This is a genomic window from Streptomyces sp. GQFP (genome assembly GCF_021545335.1).
Taxonomy (GTDB): domain Bacteria; phylum Actinomycetota; class Actinomycetes; order Streptomycetales; family Streptomycetaceae; genus Streptomyces.
The window spans coordinates 7176247-7199205 of record NZ_CP089312.1 but is presented as its reverse complement, the minus strand read 5'-3'; the positions used below and the strand labels follow the sequence as shown (position 1 = coordinate 7199205).

The following is a 22959-nucleotide window of genomic DNA, read 5'->3' as shown; positions in this document are numbered from 1 at the left end:
AGCACACGCGGAGCGTCGCGCTCCCTGCGCGGGAGACTCACAGACGATATCCGCCTCCCCGAAACCACGAAAAACGGCAAACGACGCAGCCATCGGGACGCACCTTGCGGTGGCCTCGGGCATATGCGCGTGGGTAGCCGACGGCGCCCTGCACACCCCCTGTCGCCACTGCGAGGTTCGCCCGCCGGACCCCATCGCTCGAGAGCTGCCCGCACCAGACCTCCCAGGACGCAGCCCGATGGCTCGCTGCTCCTGTCCGATCAGTGCAACCCGAGCGAGGTACCGGGCTCACTCCGATGCCATTTTTCGGCTCGCAAGAGGCAGGGACCGTCATATCTAAGCTCATGTGGACGACTCCGGAGACATCGGCAACGGTGCTACGGCATATCCCACCACCCACCACTGACAGCGCGGGCCGCGCGCCTTCCCGGAACCGAAGACAGAGCGGTTTTCAGAGATCCCCATCGAAGAATCCCGCAGGCCGAAGCGCAGCTGTCCACACTGCCATCCGGCAGCGCCGGCCGACGACAATCGAACCAATGAGCGGATCAATCGCATAGTCATTCGAATCCCGAGGGGCGTTGTCAGTGCGGTCGGGTATACCGGTTGGCTATGAGTGTTGCTCAGGAAGCGGCTGCGTCGGCCTCCGGCGGTACGCAGCCACAATCGGTTGACGGCGACTTTCCAGATGATCCCCGCCCGGCTGCTGCGGTCCCTGCATCGCGGGACGCCGGCCCCGGCGGAGAGAGAGACCCACGGACCGCTCAGGACGACTACCTGCTGGTGGAGCTGCTGTGTGCCGCCTTGGCGAAAATCCGCCTCGAACGACAGCGGGCTGGCGTTCAAGCCCGCGGCACGGATGGGTCGGGACCATTGCCGCGTGCCTGGCGTGACGCACGGGGCCGCTTGTGGTGGAAGGCGCAGTCACTGGGCCTGGATGCGCCCGGCAATGACCTGGAACTGTTCGACTGGTGCCGTCGCCCGCTGGGATCGTGGCCCGTACCGCTGTCCCTCACCGAGGGCGATCTCGAAGCGGTGCTGCTGGAGGGTGATGACCTGTCTGAGTTCGCCGACCAGGCGGCAGACCTGATCCAGCACGCTGACGTCGAGGCGGAGCTCGTTCAGAATCAGGTTTTTGCCGCCTTGATGCTGTGTGCACGGATGAACGGTAAGGACGACGACGCTGTTCAGCGGGTCTACTGTCGCCTGCGGCGCCTGCTGATCGACCATCCGGTGCTCAGCGACCGCGAGGTCCAGGCGCTGGCGCGGGAACTCCCGGCAGCGGACTCCGACCATGACTCGTTCCTCGCGAAGTTCGTCCGCATCGCCTACGTCCACCACCCGGTTCAGGCACCGGGGAAAGTTCGCCTGCGGCGCTGTGCAGACTGCCGGAATCCGGTTGACGACGGGGCCGTTGACTGTGGGGCTGTCGGCTGTACAGGGGTGCCAGAGCGGTACGAGGTGGCGTGTCTGGGCGGGTATTGGACCCAGCACCGGGCAACCCGCCAGTTCTTCCACGACCCGGGACTGCTGGAGGGACGACTGCTGGACCACCTGGGCGAAATCGCCGACGGCACACTGTGCGTCGAGGACTGGCCGTGCCTGGACGCGTGGGATATGGCGTTGACGTTCAAGGCCCGGGAACCGGGTGCAGAGGCGGAGCGCTGGGCCGTCGACGCCAAGGACTGCTCAAGCCCAGCCCTACTCGCCCGGGGCTTTCGCTGCGATCCACGCGTGCCGGCGCGGCGACGCATCATCGTCATCCCCATGCACCGCCTCAGAACTCCCGGCTACGTCGCGGATCTGGAACGCGAACTGCAGGGCCGCGTTTCCGGCGTCGAAGTCCTCGACGAGAAGACGTTCCTGCGGCAGGCCACCATCCGTGCGCGTCAGGCAGGAGGAGCGCGATGAGGGACACCCGCGCCTGGAGCAAGTCACTGGTTAAGGAACTGGCGGACGACAGCGTACGGCCCCTGCTCGGACCCCTCAGGCCGTGGGAGATCTGCGCGTTGGAAGTGGGCCTGTCGTTCCTGGACGACCATCTGCCCGGCCAGGGCGTCGGCGCGCTGTGGCCGGTTCTGTCCGGGTACATGCGCCTGCAGGAGGACCTGGGCCCGCAGCTCCGGACCCTGCGGGAGGTGATGGGCCCGCTTGCCAAGACCGGGACCATGCGGGAGAAGCTCGATCAGTACGTGAAGCTGCCGGTACAGGTGCGGGGCTTCGAACCCTGCGACATGCTTGGCCACAAGCCGGAGTTGTCGACCGTGTTCACCCGGCGGTCCACCCCGTACGCCGCGGCCCGTCATGACCTCTACCGTCAGACGCTGCAGAAGATCGCCCCCTACCAGACGGCGTCCCCGTACCGGCCGGCGCCGCCGGGTTCGGTGTGTTCCTTCGAGCGGGCCGACGGCCGGCGGGAACAGATCCGCGTCCCCGAGACTCTCATCCCGGCGCCGGCGCCCGCTGTGCTGCCCGCAGCGGTCTCCCGAGTGCAGGAGCCCATCCCCCTCACGCAGGATGACTTCCAGTGGGCTGCCGAACAGATCGACAAACTCCTGGAAGCCCATCCGGAGATCGAAAACCGGGACTTCGTCAAACGGTTCAAGCAGATGGAAGCCCTGCTGGCCGACCACACCGAAGGTCATCTCCTCGATCAGCAGTGGCGGATGACCATTGACCGCCTGTGGCACGTGGTCGGCCTGATGAACAGCGGCAAGTCCACCCTGCTGGACCTGATCGCCTTCATCGTCGCCCGCCGCGGCGGCAAGGTCGGGTTCGTCCTCGCCTCCGGCAGCGACGTGTTCGCCAAAGTCAGCTTCCTGCAGGCCCTGGGCATCGATGCCGTGCCCATCTTCGGACGCACCCGGGAAGGCATCCACAAGGACCGGTTCTGGCGCTCGCTCCTCCACGACGGCGAGACGACCTTCCCCACGGATCTGGACCCTGCCGCGGCGTTCGCCGACGACCAGTGCTACCTGGAGGAGCTACGGCTGACCAGCAGGACCGACCGGGCCCCGCTGCCCCGCGAGGAGCGGCCCTGCACAGGCCGGCTCACCGTCGCCGGCGAGAGCGGGCGTCGAGACTGCCCGCTTCTGTCCCGGTGCCCGTCGCATACGGCGGCACGCAAGGTTGCCGAAGCACAGGTGTGGGTGACGACCTCGGCGGGCCTGGCCTCAACGAGGATGCCTCAGTCCCATATTGAGGTCCGCGTCGCCGAAGCGGCACAGCACCACCTGTCTGTCCTGCTCGTCGACGAAGCCGACACCGTGCAGCAGCAATTCGACGACCGGTTCCTGCTGCACGAAATCCTTTCCCAGCCCGGCAGGGGCTGGAGTCACCGGGTAGGCGACCGCATCGGGCAGCGGCTGGAGCACTCCTGGTTCCTCGATCTGCTCGACCCGGAGGTGACGGCCGGCGACAAACACTTCCGTCGGCACGATCAGGCACTGACCGAGCTGTACCGGCTGGTCATCGCCTCTGGTGCGGACGCACTGCACGACGTCATCGCCGAGGGACCGTTCACCGGCTACAGCCTCATGCGGCGCTTGGCCCGCAGCCTTCACGGCCTTGGTGAACGGACTGACTTCACGGACAAGGCGAAGCAGGAAGAAGCCGCCGACTACTACTTCGAAGAGCACTTCGCCTCGCTGCTCTCCGCCCCGTTCCAGGCTCCTGCGACGAACTGGGCCGAGCTGATCGAGGCGATGACGGCAGCCCACGACACTCGTGTCTCGGCCCAGGAGGCCGCAGAGGCATGGATCACGACGCACCAGCCCGCCATCGACGAGGCGAATGTCCGAGGCACGCTGGCGGAGTACGCACAACTGCTGCAGGCCGGGGTATGGGCCGCGCGAATCACGACCTCATTCTTCGAAGTTGCCCAACGGCTGCGCGCCATCGGCTCCTCCCCGATCGGCGACGGAGAGGACTTCTGGAGCCGGCAGCCGCCACGTGACCTGATGCCGTTCGTGCCCGAACAGGCTGCCGGGAACCTGATGGCGCTTCAGTGGCAGCCCAACCCCGGTGGTGACAGCGGATCGTTCAGCATCCTGTGGCTGCGCGGGGTCGGCCGCTGGCTGCTCTACCACCTCCATGATCTCCTGACAGCCGAGGGCATCGAGGGACCGCATGTCGTCCTGGCCTCGGCCACCAGCTGGATGCCCGCCTCGCCCCGCTTCCACCTGGACGTCGCCCCGAACCTGGTACTACGGGAGCCGGCAAAGGCCAGGGCGGCGCTGAAGGAGAGCAAGATGTTCTTCCGGCCGCCGCGCTACGCCGACGGCCGCCCCGTCTTTATCTCGGGTACCGGCGGCGACCCCGCTCGACATGCCCAGGCCCTGTGCACGGCCGCGGACTGGATCTGCAACCCGGCCCCCGGTGCGCGCGATTCCCTGCTCCAGCAGGCCCGTCTGCGGCTGGCCGACGACCGTCAGCAGGTCCTGTTCACCGTGCAGAGCACCCGCGATGCCCAGACGGTCGCCGACTACATCAACCACAAGACGCCCTACACGGCCCTGCACGTCATCCGCGACGACGATCCGCCCACTCGGCACAGCATCCCGAGGCGCCGCCTGCCCACCTTTGCCGCTTCCGGCGCCGACATCCTGGTTGCTGCCGAAGGCGCCGTCCAACGCGGCCACAACATCCTCAACGCCCGCCGCGTCGCAGCCCTCGGCGCGGTGTTCTACCTGGCCCGCATCCACCCACCCGCCGACGATGCCACCTTCCCGCTGTCCCTGCTCAGCCGTGAGGCGATGCGCCGCCTCCGCGACCCGATCGGGCTGGCCGACCCCTCGGTCGATCCCGTCGACCTCGCGCGCAAACTCCGCCACGGCGAACGCCGCCGCTGGCAGCAGCGGGTCGGAGAGCCGGTTCTGTTCTCCCGCCTGGCCGACCCGGTCGAACACGCGGCGTTCGTCGGCAACTTCCTCGTCCCGCTCCACCAGACGATCGGCCGAGGCATCCGCGGCAACGAACCGGTTCTGGTGTACCTCTGCGACGCCGCCTTCGCGCCCCGCACCGCCACGCTCGACGAAACCGCGGCCGACACTCCCCGCACGAGCGTGATCGTCGCCGCCCAGCAACTCCTGCACGGCTGGCTCACCGATCCAGGCCCGACCGCCACCGCGGCACAGCGCCTCGACCATGAACTCGCCCACGCCTGCTGGGGCCTGGCCTCCCATCTCCTCGACAACATCGACTGGGGTCACCGCTGATGCCCGCCTACCGCGCCACCCAGGCCACCGTGCTCACCTTCACCCCCGGGGCCAGCTGGTCCGTCACCGGCTACCGCGCGACCTGCCCACCCGGGATGCTCAACGTCCTCCAGGCCGCCTGGGAGGCCCGCCCCGGCCGCCGAAAGCGCAACGGACCCGACAACCTGCCCACCAAGTCACTGAAGGACTTGATCACCCTCATCGACCCGGAGATCACCTCCGTGCACTGGGACCCTCGCCATCCGGCGTGGCTGCGTGCGCGAACCGAGATCGACCCGGACCTGCTGCTGATCGCGCTGTCGGCATGGGCCTCCGCTCACGTGGCGCCCCACGTGCCGGACACCGACTGGTACTGCCGTCTCGAAGGCGCCGGCCAGTTCGAATGGATCCCCGAAGACCTCGACCTCGCCCAGCACGGCCGCCTCCATCCCAACGGCACCGCCAACCCTCCCGCGCACGTCTTCGACCTCCTGCCCAGCCTCGTCGCCGAACATCTCACCACCACCGACCTTCAGCTCATGGGCCACCACCGTGACCTGCGCCTCGGCCCCACCCGAGCCGACGGCCGCCGCACCCTGCACCTCGGCCAACCGGAGCCTCTCATCGATGAAGACGGCGCAGTCGGAGCCAGCGTGGACGTCCTCACCTTCCACCTGGAAACTGTGCCGGGCGTTCCCGAAGTCCACCTCCACGTCGACCTGGGTATGACCCGCTTCGCGACGAACGCGCTCGACTACATCCCCCGCCGCGGAAACGGCGACCCCACCGCCAGCGTCCTGCTCTCCGCCAAGGAAGGCTTCATCCACCGCCGCGAACGTCCCATGCTCCTGCAGAGCTCCGTCACCATCCGCCGACGCGGACAGGACACCTCCTGGACTTGGCAGCCGGGCGTCACCAGCGTCCTCGCCCGCCTCACCCACCACGAGCCACCCAGCCTCGACGATCTGCGCGCCGCCCCTGGCACCGCGGCGGGACAGCCCTTCGCCGCCCATCTCGTCCACAGCAGCGGCATGACCTACCGCCATCCGGACCAGGACGGCGCCCCGCCGGCTCGTGCCACCCACGACCACCCCGTCGGCCACGGCTACCAGCCCCGCGACCACATGGAGGCCCTCACTCAGGTCGCCCGACAGTTGGAGGACAAGGGGCTGGTCCCCCTGATGCCCAGCCCCAAGGCACGGACCCGTTCGAAGACACGCCTGCCGATGCAGCTGCCCGGCTCCCCCACGTACGAACTCGAAGTCTGGGCCTCCTCCGACCGCACGTGGCAAGGTCTACAGACAGCCGCCGCCGACAAACTCGGCCTGACTCCCGCCACCCCAACAGCGGCGTGCGCCAGCTTCACCGGACCGATCAACCTCACCCTCCACCGCCACGACCCGCAAGACCTGACCGCCGGTCTGCCGCGCTCCACCGAGTCAGACCCGGCAGCCCGGCGGGCCGCCTACGAAGCCAGCGAGGCCGAACGCACGGCGCGAATCACCCGTGCATTCCCCCGCCTCGCCCACCCCACCGCCTGCATCGTGGAGATGGAAGGCGCGGCCTACTTCTCCCGCACACACCAGCGCGACCCCAAAACCCTCTTCAAGAAAGTCCTCCCGAGCCTGCGTCGCAATGTCCAGGGCCTACGCCCCATCCCGCCGGCCAACACCAATCCCAGCAAAGCAGCCCTCGCTAAACGCTTCCCCGGCACCGACTTCGCGACCACCGACATCGAGCGCGCCACGTCCGCCCTCCGGGACGCCCTCCGCCAAGCCGGTCACCTGCCCAAACTCCCCGCCCCACCCGGAGTCGAAGGCCCCTTCGAGCTGATCACCGTCTGGCTCGCCCCCGCCGGCGAGCGGATGCTCGTGCCCATGCTGATCCGTCAGCACACCCACGAGGAGTCCACGGCACAGCTCATGACGACGACCGGCAGCCCCACCGAGCGCCCCATGCCACTGACCACCCTGCCGGAAGCACTCGTGGCCGGCCGCGGACGCGTGCCCCGTACCGCTCGCGCGGCCCTCGCCGAATTCCTCACCAATGCTCTGTCGCTCGACTCCACCGTCAACCGCCTGCTGCTCGTACGCCGCGCCCGGACGAGCGACAAGGACATCTGGCCCTGGCTACAGGACAGCCGGATCACCTTCGACCAGCTCGTGTTGCCGGGCATCGACATCACGGCCCCCAGCGCGGATCCAGACCGCCGTAAGCCCGGCGACCAGCCGGGCCTGCGCATCATCCGGCTACGCGAGCGCAGCGATCGCTCTGCAGTGCCCAGAGCTTTCGGTGTCACCCAGGAAATGGCCAGCGCCGGCGACGACACCGACGAACTGATCCCCGTCACCCGGCACGGGCGATTCTCCGGCCTGGTCGAAGTCGGGGAACGCTCCTTCTGGGGCATCAACCCGCGCCCCGATCAGAACCAGACCCCTCTCACGCTCACCAAGTTCGACCCGGCCCAGACCGCCAACCGGACCTGGACCTGCTCCAACCCCACCTCGCTGGAGATCGTGCCCGCCTTCCTCCAGGACGGCGACAACCCGGCCGACTGGGCCATGTACGTCCACGCCCAACGACGCTTCCACGCCCACACCAACATCGCCACCACCTGGCCCGCCATCGTCCACCTCGCCGAACTGATGGAGGAATACATCGTCTGATCGGCCAGCCCATGCCACTGCTGACTGGTCAGACCCCACGCGCTAGCCGGATGGGTCGGAGGCCAGACCTGAATCTCCGAAGATGTACGCGGGTCGGGTCAGCGCAGGACGATGGGACGCTCGGGCACGCCTTTGGCGAGTACCTCGGTGATGAGGTCGAGGAGACCAACGGGATAGATCGTCTCCGGGGTGTCCCTCAGCTCCTGAAGACTCCACCAGCGATGGGCCTGGATGTTGTCGGGCTGAGTGGCACGGGCGAGGTCGACATCCGTGGGCGCGAGTTGGGCGAGAAAGTACCGCTCGACCTGCCGGACTTCCCGCCCGCCGACTGCATGATCCGTGCTGCGCTCGGCGAGCTGCGTGCCCAGTACGACGTCCTTCTCGTCGACGCCGAGTTCTTCGCTCAGTTCGCGGAGCGCGGCGGCGGCGGCGTGGTCCTCCCCTGCCTCCAGGGAACCGCCGGGGGTGGCCCAGTAGCCTTCTCTGCACCAGTCAAGCCAGCCAGCGTACCGGTGACCTTGGGAGAGCGATGAGAAGCCGTGTCGCGTCCTCTTTGTGCAGGTCAGGGCGGCGAGGTGCGGCGGGGCTGACGACGGCACCGTTCGGAAGAGCGTCGTGACGGGAGCAAGTAGCCCCGCCGACAGGCGCGTCAGGTGTCGTCGCCGGGCTGCTCGTTGTCGTCCGCAGTGAAGATGTGCGGGTGCGTCTTCTGCAAGGCCGAGTACGTCCACTCGATGGTGCGGTTCACCAGGGCTTGCAGCTCGGCCGCGAGCGTCTCCAGGTCGGCCACGGCGAGCGGCCTCGTACGGAATCCGTTCTTCGGCCTGCGGTTCATCGCCAGCAGGTCACCGTCCACCTCACCCCACGCCCCGTGTATGTAGGTGTTCCTGCTCGCCAGGTGGGGCTCCGCATCCTTGACGATCTCGCCGAGATCGGTGAGCTCCCCCGGGGTGATCTCGGTCCGCTGGGCGGCGATCGCCTTGACGGTCGGCAGCAACCTGCCCGCCGTTTGGGACGCGAGTGCATCACGAGTTGCTTGCGCCGTGGCGAGCATCTCGCCCGCGAAACGCATCACCATCTCCAGGGACGCTGCCTGGTAGACCATGCGCCCGAGGGCGGCCTCGATGTCCGTCGTGTCGCGCGGTGCGCTCTGCTCAGCCGTCATGGACACACACTCTCACCAAACACCGGGACCGCCCGCAGCCGCAGGCGCGTCGGGATCCAACTCCCGTACGGCGGCGCCGGTATATAGGGTGTTCCACACCGCCGCGTTCAGCGCCATGCCCAGCGCGCCGAGCTGGCCCTCCATCCCGTCCCGGTAGGCCGGGCCGCAGCTCACCGACCCGCCCGAAGAAGAACCGTCGGGCCAGCGCGTGGCGGCCCTCGCCGATGTTCAGCTGGGCGCCGATCATCCTGCGGTACGCCTCGGAGTCGATGAATTGGGTGTGCAATAACCCGTGGGTTCGGCCGGGCTTCTTTCCTGCGGTACAGCAGGTCAACCGGGCAGGCGGGGCCGACGAGCCCGTGTGGATCATGATGGATCTTCGAAAATCCTGAAACTCCATCATGATCCACGTGCAGACGTGCGGGCCGATACCCGCGGACTACCTGATGAGACCCCGTGTCGAGGCGATGCTCCTACCTCGGACAGGAGACGAGTAGGAGCCGCCTGCTCGCTCGCCTGGTGACCGAACGAGCCCACTCACACCGACTCCTGAGTCAGCGGACGGTACCTGTCGCATCCGTACCCCATGGCCGGGCCACGTTCTATCGTCTGTCAGGTGTCTGAGACCCACGAACATCTCTTCAACTCGGCGCGGCGTTGGGCCGAAACAGCACTCGACTCCTACTCCGAATCCGCCGACCCAGACGACTCCGACTTCGCTATCCATCACATGGCAGTCGCCATCGAACACCTCTGCAAGTCATACCTGGCCTCCGTCGACGAAGCTCTCCTCACGCAGAAGGAACGGCTCACCGACGCCGACCGGCTTGCACTCAGCGACGACAAGACTCTCCACAAGCTGCGCACTGTCAGCGGCAAGATAGCCATGGAGCGCGCAGAGGAGCAGCTCAGCAAGCCATTCCAGAAGCGCGATGACTTGGACTCGCTCCGGGACAACCGCAACGGGCTCACGCATATGGGTTCGGCCACTCCCAGCGACTGTCGGCAGCTGCTGACCGCTGGGATCTTGTGCGTGGAACAGCTCCTTCCCGCGATATCCAGGACTCCTGAGTCCTTCTGGGAACGACACCACGGTCTTAGCAAGCAGATTGTGGAGATGTCAGTCGGAGAGCAGCAGCTCCGCTACGACATGAAGGTCCGAAAAGCCCGGAAGGCGGGGAGCGACTTCACTCACCGCCTCGGCAGCACGCCCGATCGCGAGGCCCTCAAGGCGAGCCTCGCTTCTGCGGAGATCTGGGGACTAAGTCTGCCCATGACCTGCCCCGCTTGCGAAAGCCAAGGCAGCGTCCGCGGCCGGGAGTGGACATCTGGCGACCCGTACGACGGGGAGTGGTTCCTCCCTCGCCAGTTCACCTGTCTGGTCTGTGGGCTTGACCTGTCACGAGACGAACTCGAATTGGCCGGAATGACCATGCAGCGTTTCAGCGACTATGAGGACGACCCTAGCTGGGAACCTGATACAGACCCCTTCGACGGCTAGGTCCCAGGGGCCTATCTCTGACACCCGGCACACAGTGGGCATGTATCCGCTGGTCAGCGGTACGGATGGACTTTGCAATATCCCGTGAGTTCGTCGTGACGCTCATCGCCTCGACACCGGGTCTGATCAGGTAATCCGCGGGTATCGGCCCGCACGTCTGCACGTGGATCATGATGGAGTTTCAGGATTTTCGAAGATCCATCATGATCCACACGGGCTCGTCGGCCCCGCCCGCCCGGTTGACCTGCTGTACCGCAGGAAAGAAGCCCGGCCGAACCCACGGGTTATTGCACACCCGAATTCCACCAGGTGAAGCGTCTTGAAGATACGGCCGTAGGTGGCGAAGGCGTCGCCCAGGCCGGTCATCCGGTCGCCGCAATAGCGCCAAGCTGAGTGATGAGCGCTACCCGGCCAGTTCGATCGGCGTGGTGGGCGGGCCGCTTCGGAGGTAGTCGATGATGAGTTTCGCGAGGCCGAGCGGATAGATCGTCTGAGCCGTCTCCTGCATCTCGTGCAGACTCCACCACTGCCAAGCGCGGATGTCGTCAGGCTGGCTGGCCCAGGCCGGGTCGATCTCTACAGCGTCCACGACGGCCACGAAGTATTTCTCTACCTGCCGGGCCGCCTCGCCTCCGACAAGGTGGTCCTTGGTCCGGACGGCCAACTCGGGCCCGACCTTCACGTCGATCACCCCGAGTTCTTCCTGCAGTTCCCGGTGGGCAGCGCCGAGGTGGGTCCCTCCATGTTCCAAGGACCCACCAGGAACCGCCCAAAAGCCCCCGTTCTCCTCGTATCGGAGGAGAAGGACACGGTCTTCACGATCCAGAACGATGACGCGGGCCACCTTTCGAAGGCGTGGTGTGGTCATGCCTCCAGCTTCACAGAGAGCGCTGCCGGCTGGGGTCAGTCTCGGCGAGCGGCCGCAGGGTTCGGTAGGCCGAGATCGACGTGCTGGCCGAGTCGCTGGGACCGCAGGGCCTCGATCCGTTTCGCCTGTAGAAACGACATGGTCAGATCGATGCCTTCGATCTCGCCGCGCCAGCCTTCGCGTTCGGCCCGCTCGCGACGCTGCTGGAGATCTATTTCTATTTCATCAAGCCGAGGAATCATTTTCGGGCCGATTTGCAACATCGGGCAACAAATACAAGCATGCTCATGCGCACACGGTGTCCCATATGGGCGGCCGCAGGATCCGAGCTCAACCTTTCTCTTGTCGAAATACTCTTCGAACTCGTCCCATTCCTCTCCCGTCGCGACTCGGTACTCTTCTTGAGGCCGAAGGGAACGGCGACGTAGGAGGAATTCCTGATAGTGCCGCACGACATCCTCGTTGAAGACGGTAACGTATCCGCGCGTCGTTTGAAGATTGAGATGTCCGAGTAGAGCCGCGCCGATGTGGATGGGCAGGCCGCTGTTCACGAGTTCCGTCGCGAACAGCCTCCGAAAGTCATGCGGCGTGAAGACCAGCCCTTGGAACCCGACATGCTGCTCAGCCAGGGCTTCGCACCGTCGGCTCAGGAGTTTGAGGACCCGCTGCGGGCTGATGACCGCCGTGGTGCCGCCCCTCTGCCGCTGGAACAGGAAGGGCATGGGCGCGGACCAGGTCTTTTCGTGCTGGTCGTAGCGGCTGAGTAGCGGGATTTTTCTGCCGTGGCGGGTGAGCCGCCGGATAATCGCGGCGATGACATGGAACAGCTCCGCTGACATCGGTATGACGCGTTCGCGATCCGTCTTGGAGGGGGCTATCACCAGGAGTGCGATGACCTCGCCATTAGGCCGTTGGTACTGGCGTACGCTCAATTGCGAGAGTTCGACGAGTTCTTCGATGCGAATCCCTGTATGGCGAAGGACCTCAACCGTCGCCCACTCCCAGAAGAGCGACTCTTCCGAGGCGGTGGCATCGATCAGCTCACTGGACTCGGTGTCGCGCACATGAATGATGGGATCGCCAGCGAAATCGCAAGGTCCCTCAAGCGTTCGGCAGTATTGCCGTCCCTTGTGGACGAAACAAGCACCGGGGGAGGCGGAGGATGCGACGGCCAAGAAGTCCTGAGCATCCTCGAACCGTGTCTCCACATGAGCAACGAGGATCGGCAGCAGGGGTTGGCGCTGCCGGGTCCGGTCATCAGTGCGTTCCTGGAGACGACGACGAGCGCCGAACCCGCGCAGGTCGCCGCGCGAGATGGGGCACGGGGCCGCCCAGGCGGCCCACCGCTCGGGCTCTTCCACCGCCCAACTGTGCAAGTCCAGGTAGAAGGAGCGGACCTGCAACAGGATGTGCTCGGCGTCGGTGCGGGGCTTACCGTTCTCACGGAGGCGCAGCTCGGCCTTCCACTGGGCGTAGACGGCCTGATCGATGTGAAGATCACGCTGGCCCGGGTTGATCGCTTCGATCTTCCGCCAGAAGGTGTGGGCGATGGTCCTGGCGAGGTTCTTCAAGGTGCTGTAGTCGACTTCGCTCGCCCGGCGAGTGAGGTAGTCGATGATCAGTTGCCGTACCGGCCCGCTGCCGATCGGCCGGAACGCCACCAGCTCTTCGATACTGCGCTGGCCAGGCAGGAGGAGCTCCTTCATCCTCGGAGGAGTGCCATCGGGGAAGTGCCCCATCCGGTGCAGCACCTGCCACGCCACTTGGCCCTGGTGGCGGCGTGGATCGCCGATGTTCGCAGTTGTGAGGCCGAGCCGGCGGCACTCCTGGGAGTGATACAGCAGCGCTTCGGGGCTCAGGTCGGCGAAGGAGAGCCCGTGGCAGGTCAGGGCGAAGGCCACGTCGAACAGGGCGTGGTCGCGGTGGACCTGGCTCACCTCGTGCCGGCTCACGGCAGCGACGAACTGGTCCACGAGCGGGTCGCCCTGAGCCGGGAGGAACATGCCCTGGTAGCCCATGAACTTGTTGGAGCGGAATGCTTCCAGCGAGGGCTGGATCAGTCGCAGGGCCAGGACCGTCTTGAGGCCCGTGGTGATGAACGCCCTGCGTTCCTTGGTGCTTTCCCGATCGCGGACTGGGGTCTTGGCGTCGTTCAGGCCGCTGGCCTCCCAGCGTTCTTGCCAGGTTCCACCGGGGAACTGATCGAGGTGGCGCAGCAGCATCCGGACGACCAGCAGCCGTCTCTCCCGGGTGGTCTCTGTGTGAACATCCGGCAGATCGCCGGCGAGCTTGCCGATGAGATCCATGTCCGCCTGCGAAAGATCCCCGAATGGCTGCGGACGTTGCCGAACGAGGGGCGGCTGGAGGATCCGGCCAGGAGGCTCGATCGGTGATTCACCAAGGGAGGCACTGCTGTCGGGGAAGCGACCTGCTCGGGTGGGGTTACTCACCGAAGACCGCCTTCATGTCGTCGGCCGAGTAGCCCGCGGCGTACGTCCGGACGGGCCGAGGGCGCGTGTAGTGCTCTTGGAGACGGTCGAACATATCCTCAATCCGGACAGTGAGGTACACACCGGTCGTGTTGATGTCTGCATGCCGGAGGATCGTCTGGTCCTCAGCCAGGGTCATCGTGCCGCCGTTGGCCATACGCGTCGAAGCCGTATGCCGGAGATCATGAAGAGTCCAGTTCGTCCCGAGCTGCTCATTCGCCCGCTGCAAGACCCGGCGCATGGCCCAGTAGGTCAAGGCCCGGGACTCGCCGCGGCGAGTTCTCCACAGCGGATCGCCGGGTGCGAGCGGCTCACCCTCTGCCAGGTAGGCAGCCAGATATCGGAGGCCCTGCGGCGACATGGGCACCCCCTGCCGAAGCCGGGTGCCCTTGGAGATCACATAGATCAGCTGCTCAGCCCAGCCGACGTCTTCGGCGAGAGCGCCGAGCAGCTCACTCGCCCGCGCACCGCTGGAAACGTAAATCTCCAGCAGCGCACGATCCCTGTCGCACCGCATCGCGGCGAACAACTCGTCCCAAAGGCGATCAGGAATCGCGCGGGGTGCTTGCTGAGGCACCTTCTGGCGAAGCCGGCCTCGACGCACGGTCGGCTTGGTCTCCAGCGGGCTCCGATGACTCAGCGCAGTCCGTTGCTGTCGGGACTCGGGAACCGGATTCACCACCGGTCCGCGGCCACCGATCGCGTGGAAGGCATAGAAGCCGTGGATGACCGTGAGGCAGTGATTGATCGTCCGAGGTGCGTAGCCCGCCTTCAACGAAGGCTTGCCCGTGAGCGGGTTGACGACTCCAGGCCGGGTACCACCTGCTGACCTGCGACGTTGAGGGTTGGGCGCGGACTTCATCCAGCCCACCAGAACATCGAGCTCAGACGGAGTCGCACGATCCCAGGCCACCTCCAGGACCGCCAGAAGACGAAGCCAACGGAGCAGGTCATAGCCATAGCTCCGAGGCGTCAGCACGCTCACGTCGCTGAGCGCGAGATCCTTCAAGTACTCCGTGACCGGTTCGACTTCGGAGCCATCACCCCCGAGGACGACGTAGGGCGGAAACAACCCGCCCGTCCGAGCCAGCCGGCCCGCTCGCGGGAGCTCGGACTTCCCCTCCAACATCCGCTGCCTGAGATCTGTCGCCACACCAAGCCCTCCGGTCAACGAGCCCGCTCGGCTCGTGGATGGATCTACTTGGTGCAGTCAACTGGACTCTGCCCTCGGGGTAGCGCAGCAGGAGGACCCGCTGGGCATCGTCAAGGGTGATGACGCGTGCGGCTTCCCGCAGGGGTGAGGTGGCCATGCCGCCCATTGTGATGGTTCAGGCACGTTCGACGAGGTGGCTCCGACCGAACGGTGTCCTGGTCTTAGGTCGTGTCCCGCTCCGTGGTGTAGGCGACCTTGCTCGACGTGTTCCGGCAAGCCGCGCGTCGGCCACCCCCTGGGACACGGCTCCTGGGTCGCGCGGCGGCTGACCTGCCGTCAGCACCGTGCGCGGCCCCGAACCGCGCCGGCACGGCGATGACCTGCGGATTCCGGCGCCTTGATCCGCTACACCACCTGGCGGCACCTGGCGGGACGCCACCTGGTCTTATGCCTGAGGGTGACGAGTAGGTGGGGTGGGGGTAGTCAGACCGGCCGTATGGCGGATGTCAACGGCCGGCGCCGCCGCACAGACCGAGGCGGCTGCCCATCTCGGGATTCGGCCCCTGCGGCTTGCTACGGTCCCGCATATGACGCTGCCTGTACCTCGTGCTGTTGATCTACGCCGGGAACCGCTTGACGGGGTGCTGGAGCGTGTGGAGCGGTCACTGCAGGTACGTCTCGACCGGGAGACAGTGGTGCGCAAGCGCCGGACTGTCGGGGCACGGACGGACCGCAATACATGGGTTCGCATTGAGCGGCGTGGGTTCGACCGGATCGGCGCCCAGGGGTGGAACGGCCCCGAATCGGCTGCTGTCCTGAGCGGGGTCGTCATGCCGCAGTGGTACACAGGGCTCGCTTGGCGCGAGCCCGGTGAGCCGGTGATGTGGCGGGCGGATGAGATGGAACTGGTCAATGCCGCGCCGGTCGGTCAAGCCGCTCTCGTGATCGAAGACCCTCGTCTCGCGGATGCGTGGTGGTCCTCTCTGAACGCCTCGCTGGACGCGCTCGCTGCCCAGTCGGCACCCCGCGTCGCCACGCCGGACACCGAAACCATCAGGCAGGAGCTGGTGACAGCTACCCTCGGGGAAGTCTTTCCCGAGGTGACCGACACCACGGTGGAGGAGTGGCTGCCGGCCCACGCCGACTTGACGTGGGCGAACGTCACCGGCCCGGAGTTCTGCATGATCGACTGGGAAGACTGGGGCATGGCGCCACGAGGGCTGGACGCGGCCACGCTATGGGGCCATGCCCTAGCTGTCCCTGCCTTGGCGGAACGTGTGTGGAGCGAGCGTCGGCCGGACCTGGAGAGCAGGTCTGGTCGGCTGATGGCACTGTTCATGTGCGCGAAGATCGCCGGTCCACACGCGCACCCCGAGGACCCCCGGCTAGAGACGGCCAGGAAAGAAGCCGCGCGGCTCATTGCTGAGCTTCACAACTTCGGGCGACGGCCCTGCGGCAGGTGCCCGGACTGACCGTCATCCGGCCTCCGGCCAGCCGTCGAACGAAAGGATCGGCCCCCCGTCCAGGTACCGCTTGAAGGCGACCAGGGTGGTGTGTGTGAACGGTTGCGGAAGGTGATCCGGCGGCACCCAGGCGATGGTGTCGTGCTTGTGCGGTTCCGCGTTGCGGGGAGTACCGCTCCACCGGTCGGTGTGGAAGACCAGGGCCATGAACATCCCCGGAACCTCCGCTCCCCAGGCGCCATGCACTACGTGGACGAGGCGCAGGTCTGCCTCGGCAGCCACGATGCCCGTCTCCTCCTTCAGTTCCCTGACGGCGGTCGCGGTGATCGGTTCTCGGGGCTCGCCTTTGCCACTGGGGACGTCCCACTCGCCGGGCGCGAAATCCAAGTGGCTGCTCCGCCGCAGGATGAGGAGTCTGCCGCTGTCTGGATCCGTGACGAGCACAGCGGCGATGAGTCGCGTCGTCATCGGTTCACTCTTCCACCGGGCCAGTGGCTGCTTGGACTCAGTCAATCGCCTTCCTTCCTCCAAACGATCTCGGGGTGCTGGAGCGATACACCCGGCGCAGGGGGATCAGTCAGTCTGCCGCAGAAGCCATTTGGTTCGCCTAGGGTTTTTCACCGCACCCGCGCTGGTCGAACTGGTACACCTTCCCCGGCGCTTGGTGGGGCTGTCAGTTGCGGCACTGGTTCAGCACGCGCACGTCATGCCCGAGCCACGGTCTGCTTCATGATCAGCCCGCCAAGCTGGAGATCCTTTCGCCGCAAGGCGGCACTCCGACTCGGCTTCTTGCCGTACCGCGACCAGAAGGAACCCCCGCCATGATCGACGTCGTCAAGCGCAGCTCCCGCGCCATCCTCCTCGACGGTGACGACCTTGTCCTGATCAAGCGCACCAAGCCAGGCCGTGAGCCGTATTGGGTGACGGTCGGCGGTGGTGTGGAAGCCGACGACAGAACCATCGAGGCGGCCCTGCACCGCGAGGTGTACGAGGAACTCGGCGGCACAGTGGGCCGCGCTGAACTCGTCTACCTGATCACCGACGAACTCGACGACGGCATCGGCATCCAGCACATCTTCGCCGCAAACCTGGTGTCGATGGACCTGACCGCGCGGACCGGCACGGAGTTCAGCAAGCCAGAGCGGGGAGGCTACGAGGTGTTCCGGGTGCCGTTCACAGCGGAAGCCGTCGCCGAACTCAACCTGATGCCACCGCAGTTGGCTGAGTTCATCACCGCCAACGTGGACGCACTCATCTCCGTGCTCGACACGCCGATCCGTGAGGCTTGAGACGGTCCCGTGTCCCCTGGTTTATCACGTCGTGCCGATGGCAAAGTTGATCGCTGAGGAGACGCCGCTGGCAACGTGGGTGGGCCGGTATGAGTCCTCGGGCCACGGCCTGCCGCCCGACACCCACACGCTTCGAAGACCGAGCCCGTTCGCGCCTGCGATGTCGGCATGCGGCGAATCGCCGATCATCCAGGCGCCGGAGAGGGGAACTCCGACGACTTGAGCCGCCGCGTGGAAGATTTCCGGGTCCGGCTTCCTATGACCAACGCGTTCGGAGATCACCCAGCCCTGTACGAGCCGTTCGAGCCCGGTATTGCGGATTTTCGCTTCTTGCTGCAGGGTACGGCCGTTGGTGACAATCACGCAGGTCCAGCCATCGGTGAGCGCCTTCGTGAGCGCCTCGCGGGTGGTCTTGGCCAAGACGACGCGATCAGCGGCGCCACGATCGAGAAGCGTTCGGATAGCGGTCTCAGGAAGCGCCGTCCCGTAGCGGTCCACCATGGCCTCTGCGACAGCCGGTTTGGGTGTGTAGCCGCTCGCGTCGAGGGTCATCAGCCATTCGATGTCGGTTTCGGGCAGTGCATGCTCCGCAAGGAGTGCGGTGGCCGCGGCCCGGAAGGCGGCGTCGCGGTCTACCAATGTGTTGTCGAGATCCAGCATCAGCAACGGCATGACCGGCAGTAGACCACGAGCCATAACCTCCGGGCAGGTGGGTTTCCCGGCCGCGATCCGCGTCATCTCAAGATGAACCAACGTAGGTGGTCGCGCCCGGACTGGCCTTCGAATCGGACCGACGTCAGTGCGAGAGCCGGGCATCCACGAGTTGGCGCACGATGAGCACTCCGTCCCGGGTGCCACTCGACGAGTTTGGCCGGGGCCTGCCTCCGGGCGCTTGGCCCTGCCCCGAGTACGACCTAGTCGACGCACCGTCGACTGACCCGCATCGGTCGGCGCGGTCAGTGACGGCTTCGGTCCCCCGATGGCTCAGGGACGGTGCGGACTGGCATTGCAGGCCGCCCGGCAGCCGAAGCACCGCTGACGAGTGCGGCGAGCTGATGACGGCTCGGGTAGGTGAACGCAGCCTGCTTCGAAGCGGGGCAACATAGCGCGGGATCGCCGGTTGGCCAAACCGGCGATCCCGCGCATCATTGATGGTCCACCGCCACTACCTGTCCCCTACGTCGGAAGGCACGATCGCCACCACATCCACAGCAGCCCCAGTCCCGTACCCGATGACGTCACAGACGCGATGGGCGGTTACGCCGCCGCCCAGCTCGCGCGGAAGAGGTCCACAGCCCGCTCCACGTCCCGCTCGGAGCGCAACTGCACCTCCAGGTCGCCCGTACCGTGGTGGCCGACCTCCGTCACATCCCGGGTGAAACCGGGAATGAGCTCGACCTCTTTGGGGTCGGCCTTGAGGTAGACGAGGAGCTTGGTCTTCTGTGGCGGGCAGACGCAGGCGAAGTTCCGCAGGCGCTGATACGCCCGGTACTGCTTGCGCTGCACCCGGCTGACGCCGTCCCCGAGGCCGAGCAGCACCTCATCGACCGCCTCAGCCAGCTTGGCCGGCGCCCCGCCCTGCGCGCGGACAGGCGGCAGCCCGGCCGCGCCCCGGCGCGGCCGTCTGACGGTCGGCGTCCGGCCGGTGACGGAAGCCACGGTCTCAAGGCCGATCAGGTCCTTGCCGAAGAACCGATAGCGGACCAGGTCGATGCTGCGTCTGTGCTCGCGTACGGCGTGCGCGTCGTAGCGGGTGAAGTCGCCGGCGACACAGACCAACCTCGGTGCGCTCCACAGCACCTGGGACGCGGCCGATACCCCGAGCCGGTCGCGGACCAGGTGCCGGAAGGCGTCCTTGTGCGCCATCAGCCACGCCATGTAATACAAGCCCTGATTGATCACGCCGGCCGCAGTACCGCGCTTGAACTCCACGACCACCGGCGCCCCGTTCTCATCGAGCCCCAGCGAATCGATCCGGCCGCCGTCAGCACAGTCGATGACGTACTCGCTCGCCAGGAACCGCACCCCCAGCATCGTCTCCATGTGCGCCTCGACGAGGCCCTGCACATCCGCCTCGACCTCGGCAAGACGCGGCGCGACCTCCGTCACGCCGCCATTCGTAGTGTGGAACAGCTTCAGGCCCGACACCTTCCCCTCCTCGGCTCAAAGATCGAGAACGCAGGAGAGGGGTAGATCTATTTCCGCGCGGGCGCACCGAACAGGTGAGGAGATGTGAGACGGTGACCACCTGGCACAGTCGGGAACCCCTACATCCCATCCGTCCCAGAGGTGCCCTCATCCCACATACGTCCCACAAAACCCCTGACAGCGTGTCAGCGAGGAAGAAAGTGGCAGGTCAAAGCACCTGCCGACGAGATGAGCCAGGCGCCTTCTAAGCGCTTGGCCGCAGGTTCGAGTCCTGCCGGGGGCGCCACACAGAAGGATGGCTGTGAGGGGTTCCTCTCCGCACTCATGCCTTCCTCCTTGCTCGCGCGGGACCGTCCTCGCCCCGAGTGGGGCAGAAGGTCCGCCATAGCGACTACTGCGGCAATCGTGTCACCGGTCAGCGTGACGCGACAGGCCGCCGTCTCAGCCCGATGGTCGTAGTTGATCTCAAGTCGGAGCACGTCGAAGAGACGCCGCGCGAGCGTCTCAGGCACTGCGGCGAGGTCGACCGGAACTACTGGCAGCTGACAGAGAAGCCCTCGGTTCGGCGTTTCCTGAATTTCGGCTTCCAGTCCGGCGAGCTGCCGTTCCAGATCCAACTGCTGGCCGCGCAGCTCGGCGCGCCGGTCGTTGATGTCGCGAACGAATTCCCGGCCAGGATCGTCGACGAGTTCCAGGTTCCGGATGAGGCGCTTGCTCCTGGTCTCGGCCTCCTCGATCGCCGCCCGCAGCGCCACTCCACGCTCCCGCCGTTCACGCTGCTGGTCCGTGTCCAGCTGGTCCAGACTCTCGGAGAGCAGATCCGACCGGTACTCGCCGAAGACCTGCGCGGCCAGGAATTCGTTGATGCCGTCGAGCAGGCCCGGTTCCGGCACCCAAATGCTCGCCGGATGCTCCGGCGGGCGGTACGCCCTTTTCGGGGCGCAGACGTAGTAGCTAACCCCTTTGCTCGGCTTGCCGTAGAAGCGTCGGCCGCACTGCACACAGAACACGTAGCTGCGCAGCCGGTAGCTGCGCTGCGCCTGCGGATGCCGGCTCAATCCCCCGGAGGTTCGCGAGCGCTCGCGATGGCCAGCGATCTGCTGGGCCTGCACGAACGTCTCCAGGCTCACCAGCGCCTCGTGGGTCGGCTCGGGGGACCACACCCACTCCTCCACCGGGTTGGGGCGGTTGCGACCCGCACCCTTGCGGGCGCGACGGTTCCACACCATGTGGCCGGTGTGCTTCGGGTTGGTCAGGATGTCGCGGACGTTGGAGTACGTCCAGTGCCCGACTGCCGTATCGGCCAGGATGGGCGACGGTGGCGGGTTGGTCACCAGATCCAGGTTGAGCCGATCCGCGATCGCCTCGTAACTCAGGCGCTCCACGACCCGCCACTGGAACACCTTCTGCACGACCAGGCCTTCGACCAGGTGGACTACCAGCAGAGTCTTCTTGACGCCCTTGGCCCTCTTCGCGGGCACGGGATGCGGGATGGGCTGCCCCCGGTACCCGTAACACGCCTTTCCGACGTTGTAGCCGTGCTCGGTGTGCATCTCGAAGCCTGCCCACGACTTCTCCAGCAGCTCAGTGACGTACCACTCGGCCACTCCCTGCTTGACCCGTCGCGTCAGGACCTGGGTGGCCGCCTTGGTCTTCCTGAGATTGCCTCCGAGGTCGATCGGCTCGTCGGAGGCGAGCAGAGGCAGACCGGCCTGCTCCAGCTGATATTCGATCTTGGTGCTGAAGTACGTGTTGCGTGCGATTCTGTCGATCGCCTCGCAGATCACCGCGTCGAATCGGCGGTCCGGACGTTCCGCCTCCTCCAGGAGGTCCTGGATGCCGCCATCCCTCGGGATCGGGATCTCGAATTGTTCGTGCGCGGTGCCACGTCCGCGAGTGTCCAGGGCCATCCGTCCGGACTCCACGTCGTAGAAGTGCGCGACGATCATGGCGTTCTCGGGCAAGGCGATCTGGCTGTGGCGCAGTTGGCGCGGCAACGAGAGCGTGGGGTCCTGCAGATCACGGGTGGAGGTCCTGCCCACCCAGGCCACCCTGATCAGTTGCGGTGCCGTACCTACCGGGGGTTCCGCGGCTCTGGCGCGCTGCTCGATCCAGGATCTGACCGCTGCCGGGCCACCCATTCGACCACCTCCCGTATCACCCGCGCCTGTTCGCGGCGCAGTTGAGCTCCTTCTGGGCCGTCCAGGACCTGGATCTCGAACGTCATCCGGACCTTCTTCTTCGCCCGGAACTGACCACGGCGTTCGTCTGACGTCTCAGCCATGGCGGCGGTATCCGCTCAGACGGTCATCGGCCCCGCGATTGCGGAGTGCAGGACACGGGTGATCGCCGGGAACGCCGTTCAAGGGAAGAGGGACGTCACGGCGGCTCGTTTCCGCCCGACCGTGCTGAGGTCGGCCGTGCTCAGCCTTCACGGCGAGCACCACTCGATTCCGCTGTCCACTACCAAGCTGCTGGACGGGAATACTCAGCGTAACGCCGAAATGGCTTCGGCGGAACCGAAGTCGCATACGAGCCATGTATCCGGATTGCAGTGTCCTCAGAGCGTGCTCCCCATTTCCGGGAGCGGCCGGCTGAAGCTGCTGTTGGGCTCTACGCCCAGGCGGCGCGGGGGGTGGAACCTGGAGATCGAATTGGATGAGAGACGCGGGAAGGGCCGTGCGCATCCACGCGCCGTGAGGACTCACCATGTCGCCGGAATCGTCGCTGTAGGTGACGGAGTCGAGAATTCCGACGGTCCCCGCAAAGACGGCCAAAGGGGCGCCACGAGCCCAGTCGTCTGCGCACGAATCCACGTACGCAAGCACACTGTTGAAGCTGCCTGGGATCTTCACGCCCGAGCTTTCCCGCACGGGAGTCTGTCGTACGTCCGTCTCCGGACCGAGCGATGGTTTCGCCAGTCCGTATGGCGACTCAACCCTCGTGCAATGACCAATGGTTGAAAGGCTCCCGGACGGCACCGACAGGGCCTCCCGGGGCGCGAGGGCCACGTCCCGCCGGT

15 protein-coding genes, 1 tRNA gene and 2 pseudogenes are annotated in these 22959 nt (G+C 66.3%); 7 read left to right on the top strand and 11 right to left on the bottom strand.

Features of this window, described 5'->3' with window-relative positions:
• Positions 1-612 precede the first annotated feature (612 nt).
• The 3 genes from LUX31_RS32510 to LUX31_RS32500 are packed head-to-tail and all read left to right on the top strand — an operon-like array spanning position 613 to position 7861.
• On the top strand, positions 613-1911 hold the full coding sequence (locus LUX31_RS32510; protein WP_235478881.1) for a restriction endonuclease-related protein: 1299 nt from the start codon (positions 613-615) through the stop codon (positions 1909-1911).
• Positions 1908-5216, top strand: coding sequence for a hypothetical protein (locus LUX31_RS32505; protein ID WP_235478880.1), 3309 nt, complete (start codon positions 1908-1910; stop codon positions 5214-5216). Before LUX31_RS32510 ends, LUX31_RS32505 begins: the two co-directional genes overlap by 4 nt.
• Complete coding sequence (locus tag LUX31_RS32500; protein WP_235478879.1) at positions 5216-7861, top strand: pPIWI_RE module domain-containing protein; 2646 nt, start codon at positions 5216-5218, stop codon at positions 7859-7861. The genes LUX31_RS32505 and LUX31_RS32500 overlap by 1 nt, the downstream gene beginning before the upstream one ends.
• Positions 7862-7959: 98 nt before the next feature.
• On the opposite strand, the gene LUX31_RS32495 is transcribed toward LUX31_RS32500, so the two are convergent.
• From LUX31_RS32495 to LUX31_RS38025, 4 genes and pseudogenes are all read right to left on the bottom strand, one after another.
• Positions 7960-8460: an NUDIX domain-containing protein gene (locus LUX31_RS32495; RefSeq protein ID WP_235478878.1), complete on the bottom strand. Its 501-nt coding sequence runs from the start codon at positions 8458-8460 to the stop codon at positions 7960-7962.
• A gap of 50 nt (positions 8461-8510) precedes the next feature.
• Complete coding sequence (locus LUX31_RS32490) at positions 8511-9026, bottom strand: hypothetical protein (protein WP_235478877.1); 516 nt, start codon at positions 9024-9026, stop codon at positions 8511-8513.
• A 12-nt stretch (positions 9027-9038) separates the two neighbouring features.
• Entirely contained in the window at positions 9039-9170 is a 132-nt protein-coding gene (locus LUX31_RS38030; RefSeq protein WP_443046093.1) for a hypothetical protein, read from the bottom strand.
• Positions 9171-9201: 31 nt separating this feature from the next.
• Positions 9202-9396: pseudogene (locus tag LUX31_RS38025) on the bottom strand (Tn3 family transposase); the annotation flags it as partial.
• 246 nt (positions 9397-9642) lie between these two features.
• Here LUX31_RS38025 and LUX31_RS32480 point away from each other — a divergent pair.
• On the top strand, positions 9643-10527 hold the full coding sequence (locus LUX31_RS32480; protein ID WP_235478876.1) for a hypothetical protein: 885 nt from the start codon (positions 9643-9645) through the stop codon (positions 10525-10527).
• 403 nt (positions 10528-10930) lie between these two features.
• On the opposite strand, the gene LUX31_RS32475 is transcribed toward LUX31_RS32480, so the two are convergent.
• The 3 genes from LUX31_RS32475 to LUX31_RS32465 form a co-directional block, all read right to left on the bottom strand.
• Complete coding sequence (locus tag LUX31_RS32475; RefSeq protein ID WP_235478875.1) at positions 10931-11395, bottom strand: NUDIX hydrolase; 465 nt, start codon at positions 11393-11395, stop codon at positions 10931-10933.
• Between the two features lie 35 nt (positions 11396-11430).
• The gene (locus tag LUX31_RS32470) at positions 11431-13701 is read right to left on the bottom strand and encodes a tyrosine-type recombinase/integrase (RefSeq protein ID WP_235478874.1); all 2271 of its coding nucleotides are present in this window, start codon (positions 13699-13701) and stop codon (positions 11431-11433) included.
• 136 nt (positions 13702-13837) lie between these two features.
• Complete coding sequence (locus tag LUX31_RS32465; protein ID WP_235478873.1) at positions 13838-14893, bottom strand: tyrosine-type recombinase/integrase; 1056 nt, start codon at positions 14891-14893, stop codon at positions 13838-13840.
• 731 nt (positions 14894-15624) lie between these two features.
• Here LUX31_RS32465 and LUX31_RS32460 point away from each other — a divergent pair.
• Positions 15625-16509, top strand: a complete 885-nt coding sequence (locus LUX31_RS32460; RefSeq protein ID WP_235478872.1) for a hypothetical protein — start codon at positions 15625-15627, stop codon at positions 16507-16509.
• Between the two features lie 3 nt (positions 16510-16512).
• On the opposite strand, the gene LUX31_RS32455 is transcribed toward LUX31_RS32460, so the two are convergent.
• Positions 16513-16968 (bottom strand): NUDIX domain-containing protein, encoded by a 456-nt coding sequence (locus LUX31_RS32455; RefSeq protein ID WP_235478871.1) that lies wholly within the window; start codon positions 16966-16968, stop codon positions 16513-16515.
• A gap of 353 nt (positions 16969-17321) precedes the next feature.
• Here LUX31_RS32455 and LUX31_RS32450 point away from each other — a divergent pair, with 353 nt between their 5' ends.
• Positions 17322-17789, top strand: a complete 468-nt coding sequence (locus LUX31_RS32450; RefSeq protein ID WP_235478870.1) for an NUDIX hydrolase — start codon at positions 17322-17324, stop codon at positions 17787-17789.
• 24 nt (positions 17790-17813) lie between these two features.
• On the opposite strand, the gene LUX31_RS32445 is transcribed toward LUX31_RS32450, so the two are convergent.
• Positions 17814-18461, bottom strand: a complete 648-nt coding sequence (locus LUX31_RS32445; protein WP_235478869.1) for an HAD family hydrolase — start codon at positions 18459-18461, stop codon at positions 17814-17816.
• Positions 18462-19046: 585 nt separating this feature from the next.
• Entirely contained in the window at positions 19047-19937 is an 891-nt protein-coding gene (locus LUX31_RS32440) for a DUF5655 domain-containing protein (RefSeq protein ID WP_235478868.1), read from the bottom strand.
• Between the two features lie 213 nt (positions 19938-20150).
• On the opposite strand from LUX31_RS32440, the gene LUX31_RS32435 reads away from it, so the two are divergent.
• Positions 20151-20223: transfer RNA gene (locus LUX31_RS32435), tRNA-Arg, on the top strand.
• 868 nt (positions 20224-21091) lie between these two features.
• Here LUX31_RS32435 and LUX31_RS38020 read toward each other — a convergent pair.
• Positions 21092-21490, bottom strand: a pseudogene (locus LUX31_RS38020) (recombinase family protein); the annotation flags it as partial.
• Between the last annotated feature and the right edge of the window lie 1469 nt (positions 21491-22959).

Excerpts from the sequence above, each read along its gene's own strand:
- LUX31_RS32490 (WP_235478877.1), bottom strand. The coding sequence starts at position 9,026 with ATGACGGCTGAGCAGAGCGCACCGCGCGACACGACGGACATCGAGGCC.
- LUX31_RS32475 (WP_235478875.1), bottom strand. The coding sequence starts at position 11,395 with ATGACCACACCACGCCTTCGAAAGGTGGCCCGCGTCATCGTTCTGGAT.
- LUX31_RS32455 (WP_235478871.1), bottom strand. The coding sequence starts at position 16,968 with ATGACGACGCGACTCATCGCCGCTGTGCTCGTCACGGATCCAGACAGC.
- LUX31_RS32450 (WP_235478870.1), top strand. The coding sequence starts at position 17,322 with ATGATCGACGTCGTCAAGCGCAGCTCCCGCGCCATCCTCCTCGACGGT.
- LUX31_RS32445 (WP_235478869.1), bottom strand. The coding sequence starts at position 18,461 with ATGCCGTTGCTGATGCTGGATCTCGACAACACATTGGTAGACCGCGAC.
- LUX31_RS32505 (WP_235478880.1), top strand. The coding sequence starts at position 1,908 with ATGAGGGACACCCGCGCCTGGAGCAAGTCACTGGTTAAGGAACTGGCG.
- LUX31_RS32500 (WP_235478879.1), top strand. The coding sequence starts at position 5,216 with ATGCCCGCCTACCGCGCCACCCAGGCCACCGTGCTCACCTTCACCCCC.
- LUX31_RS32470 (WP_235478874.1), bottom strand. The coding sequence starts at position 13,701 with ATGGATCTCATCGGCAAGCTCGCCGGCGATCTGCCGGATGTTCACACA.
- LUX31_RS32460 (WP_235478872.1), top strand. The coding sequence starts at position 15,625 with ATGACGCTGCCTGTACCTCGTGCTGTTGATCTACGCCGGGAACCGCTT.
- LUX31_RS32510 (WP_235478881.1), top strand. The coding sequence starts at position 613 with ATGAGTGTTGCTCAGGAAGCGGCTGCGTCGGCCTCCGGCGGTACGCAG.
- LUX31_RS38030 (WP_443046093.1), bottom strand. The coding sequence starts at position 9,170 with ATGGAGGGCCAGCTCGGCGCGCTGGGCATGGCGCTGAACGCGGCGGTG.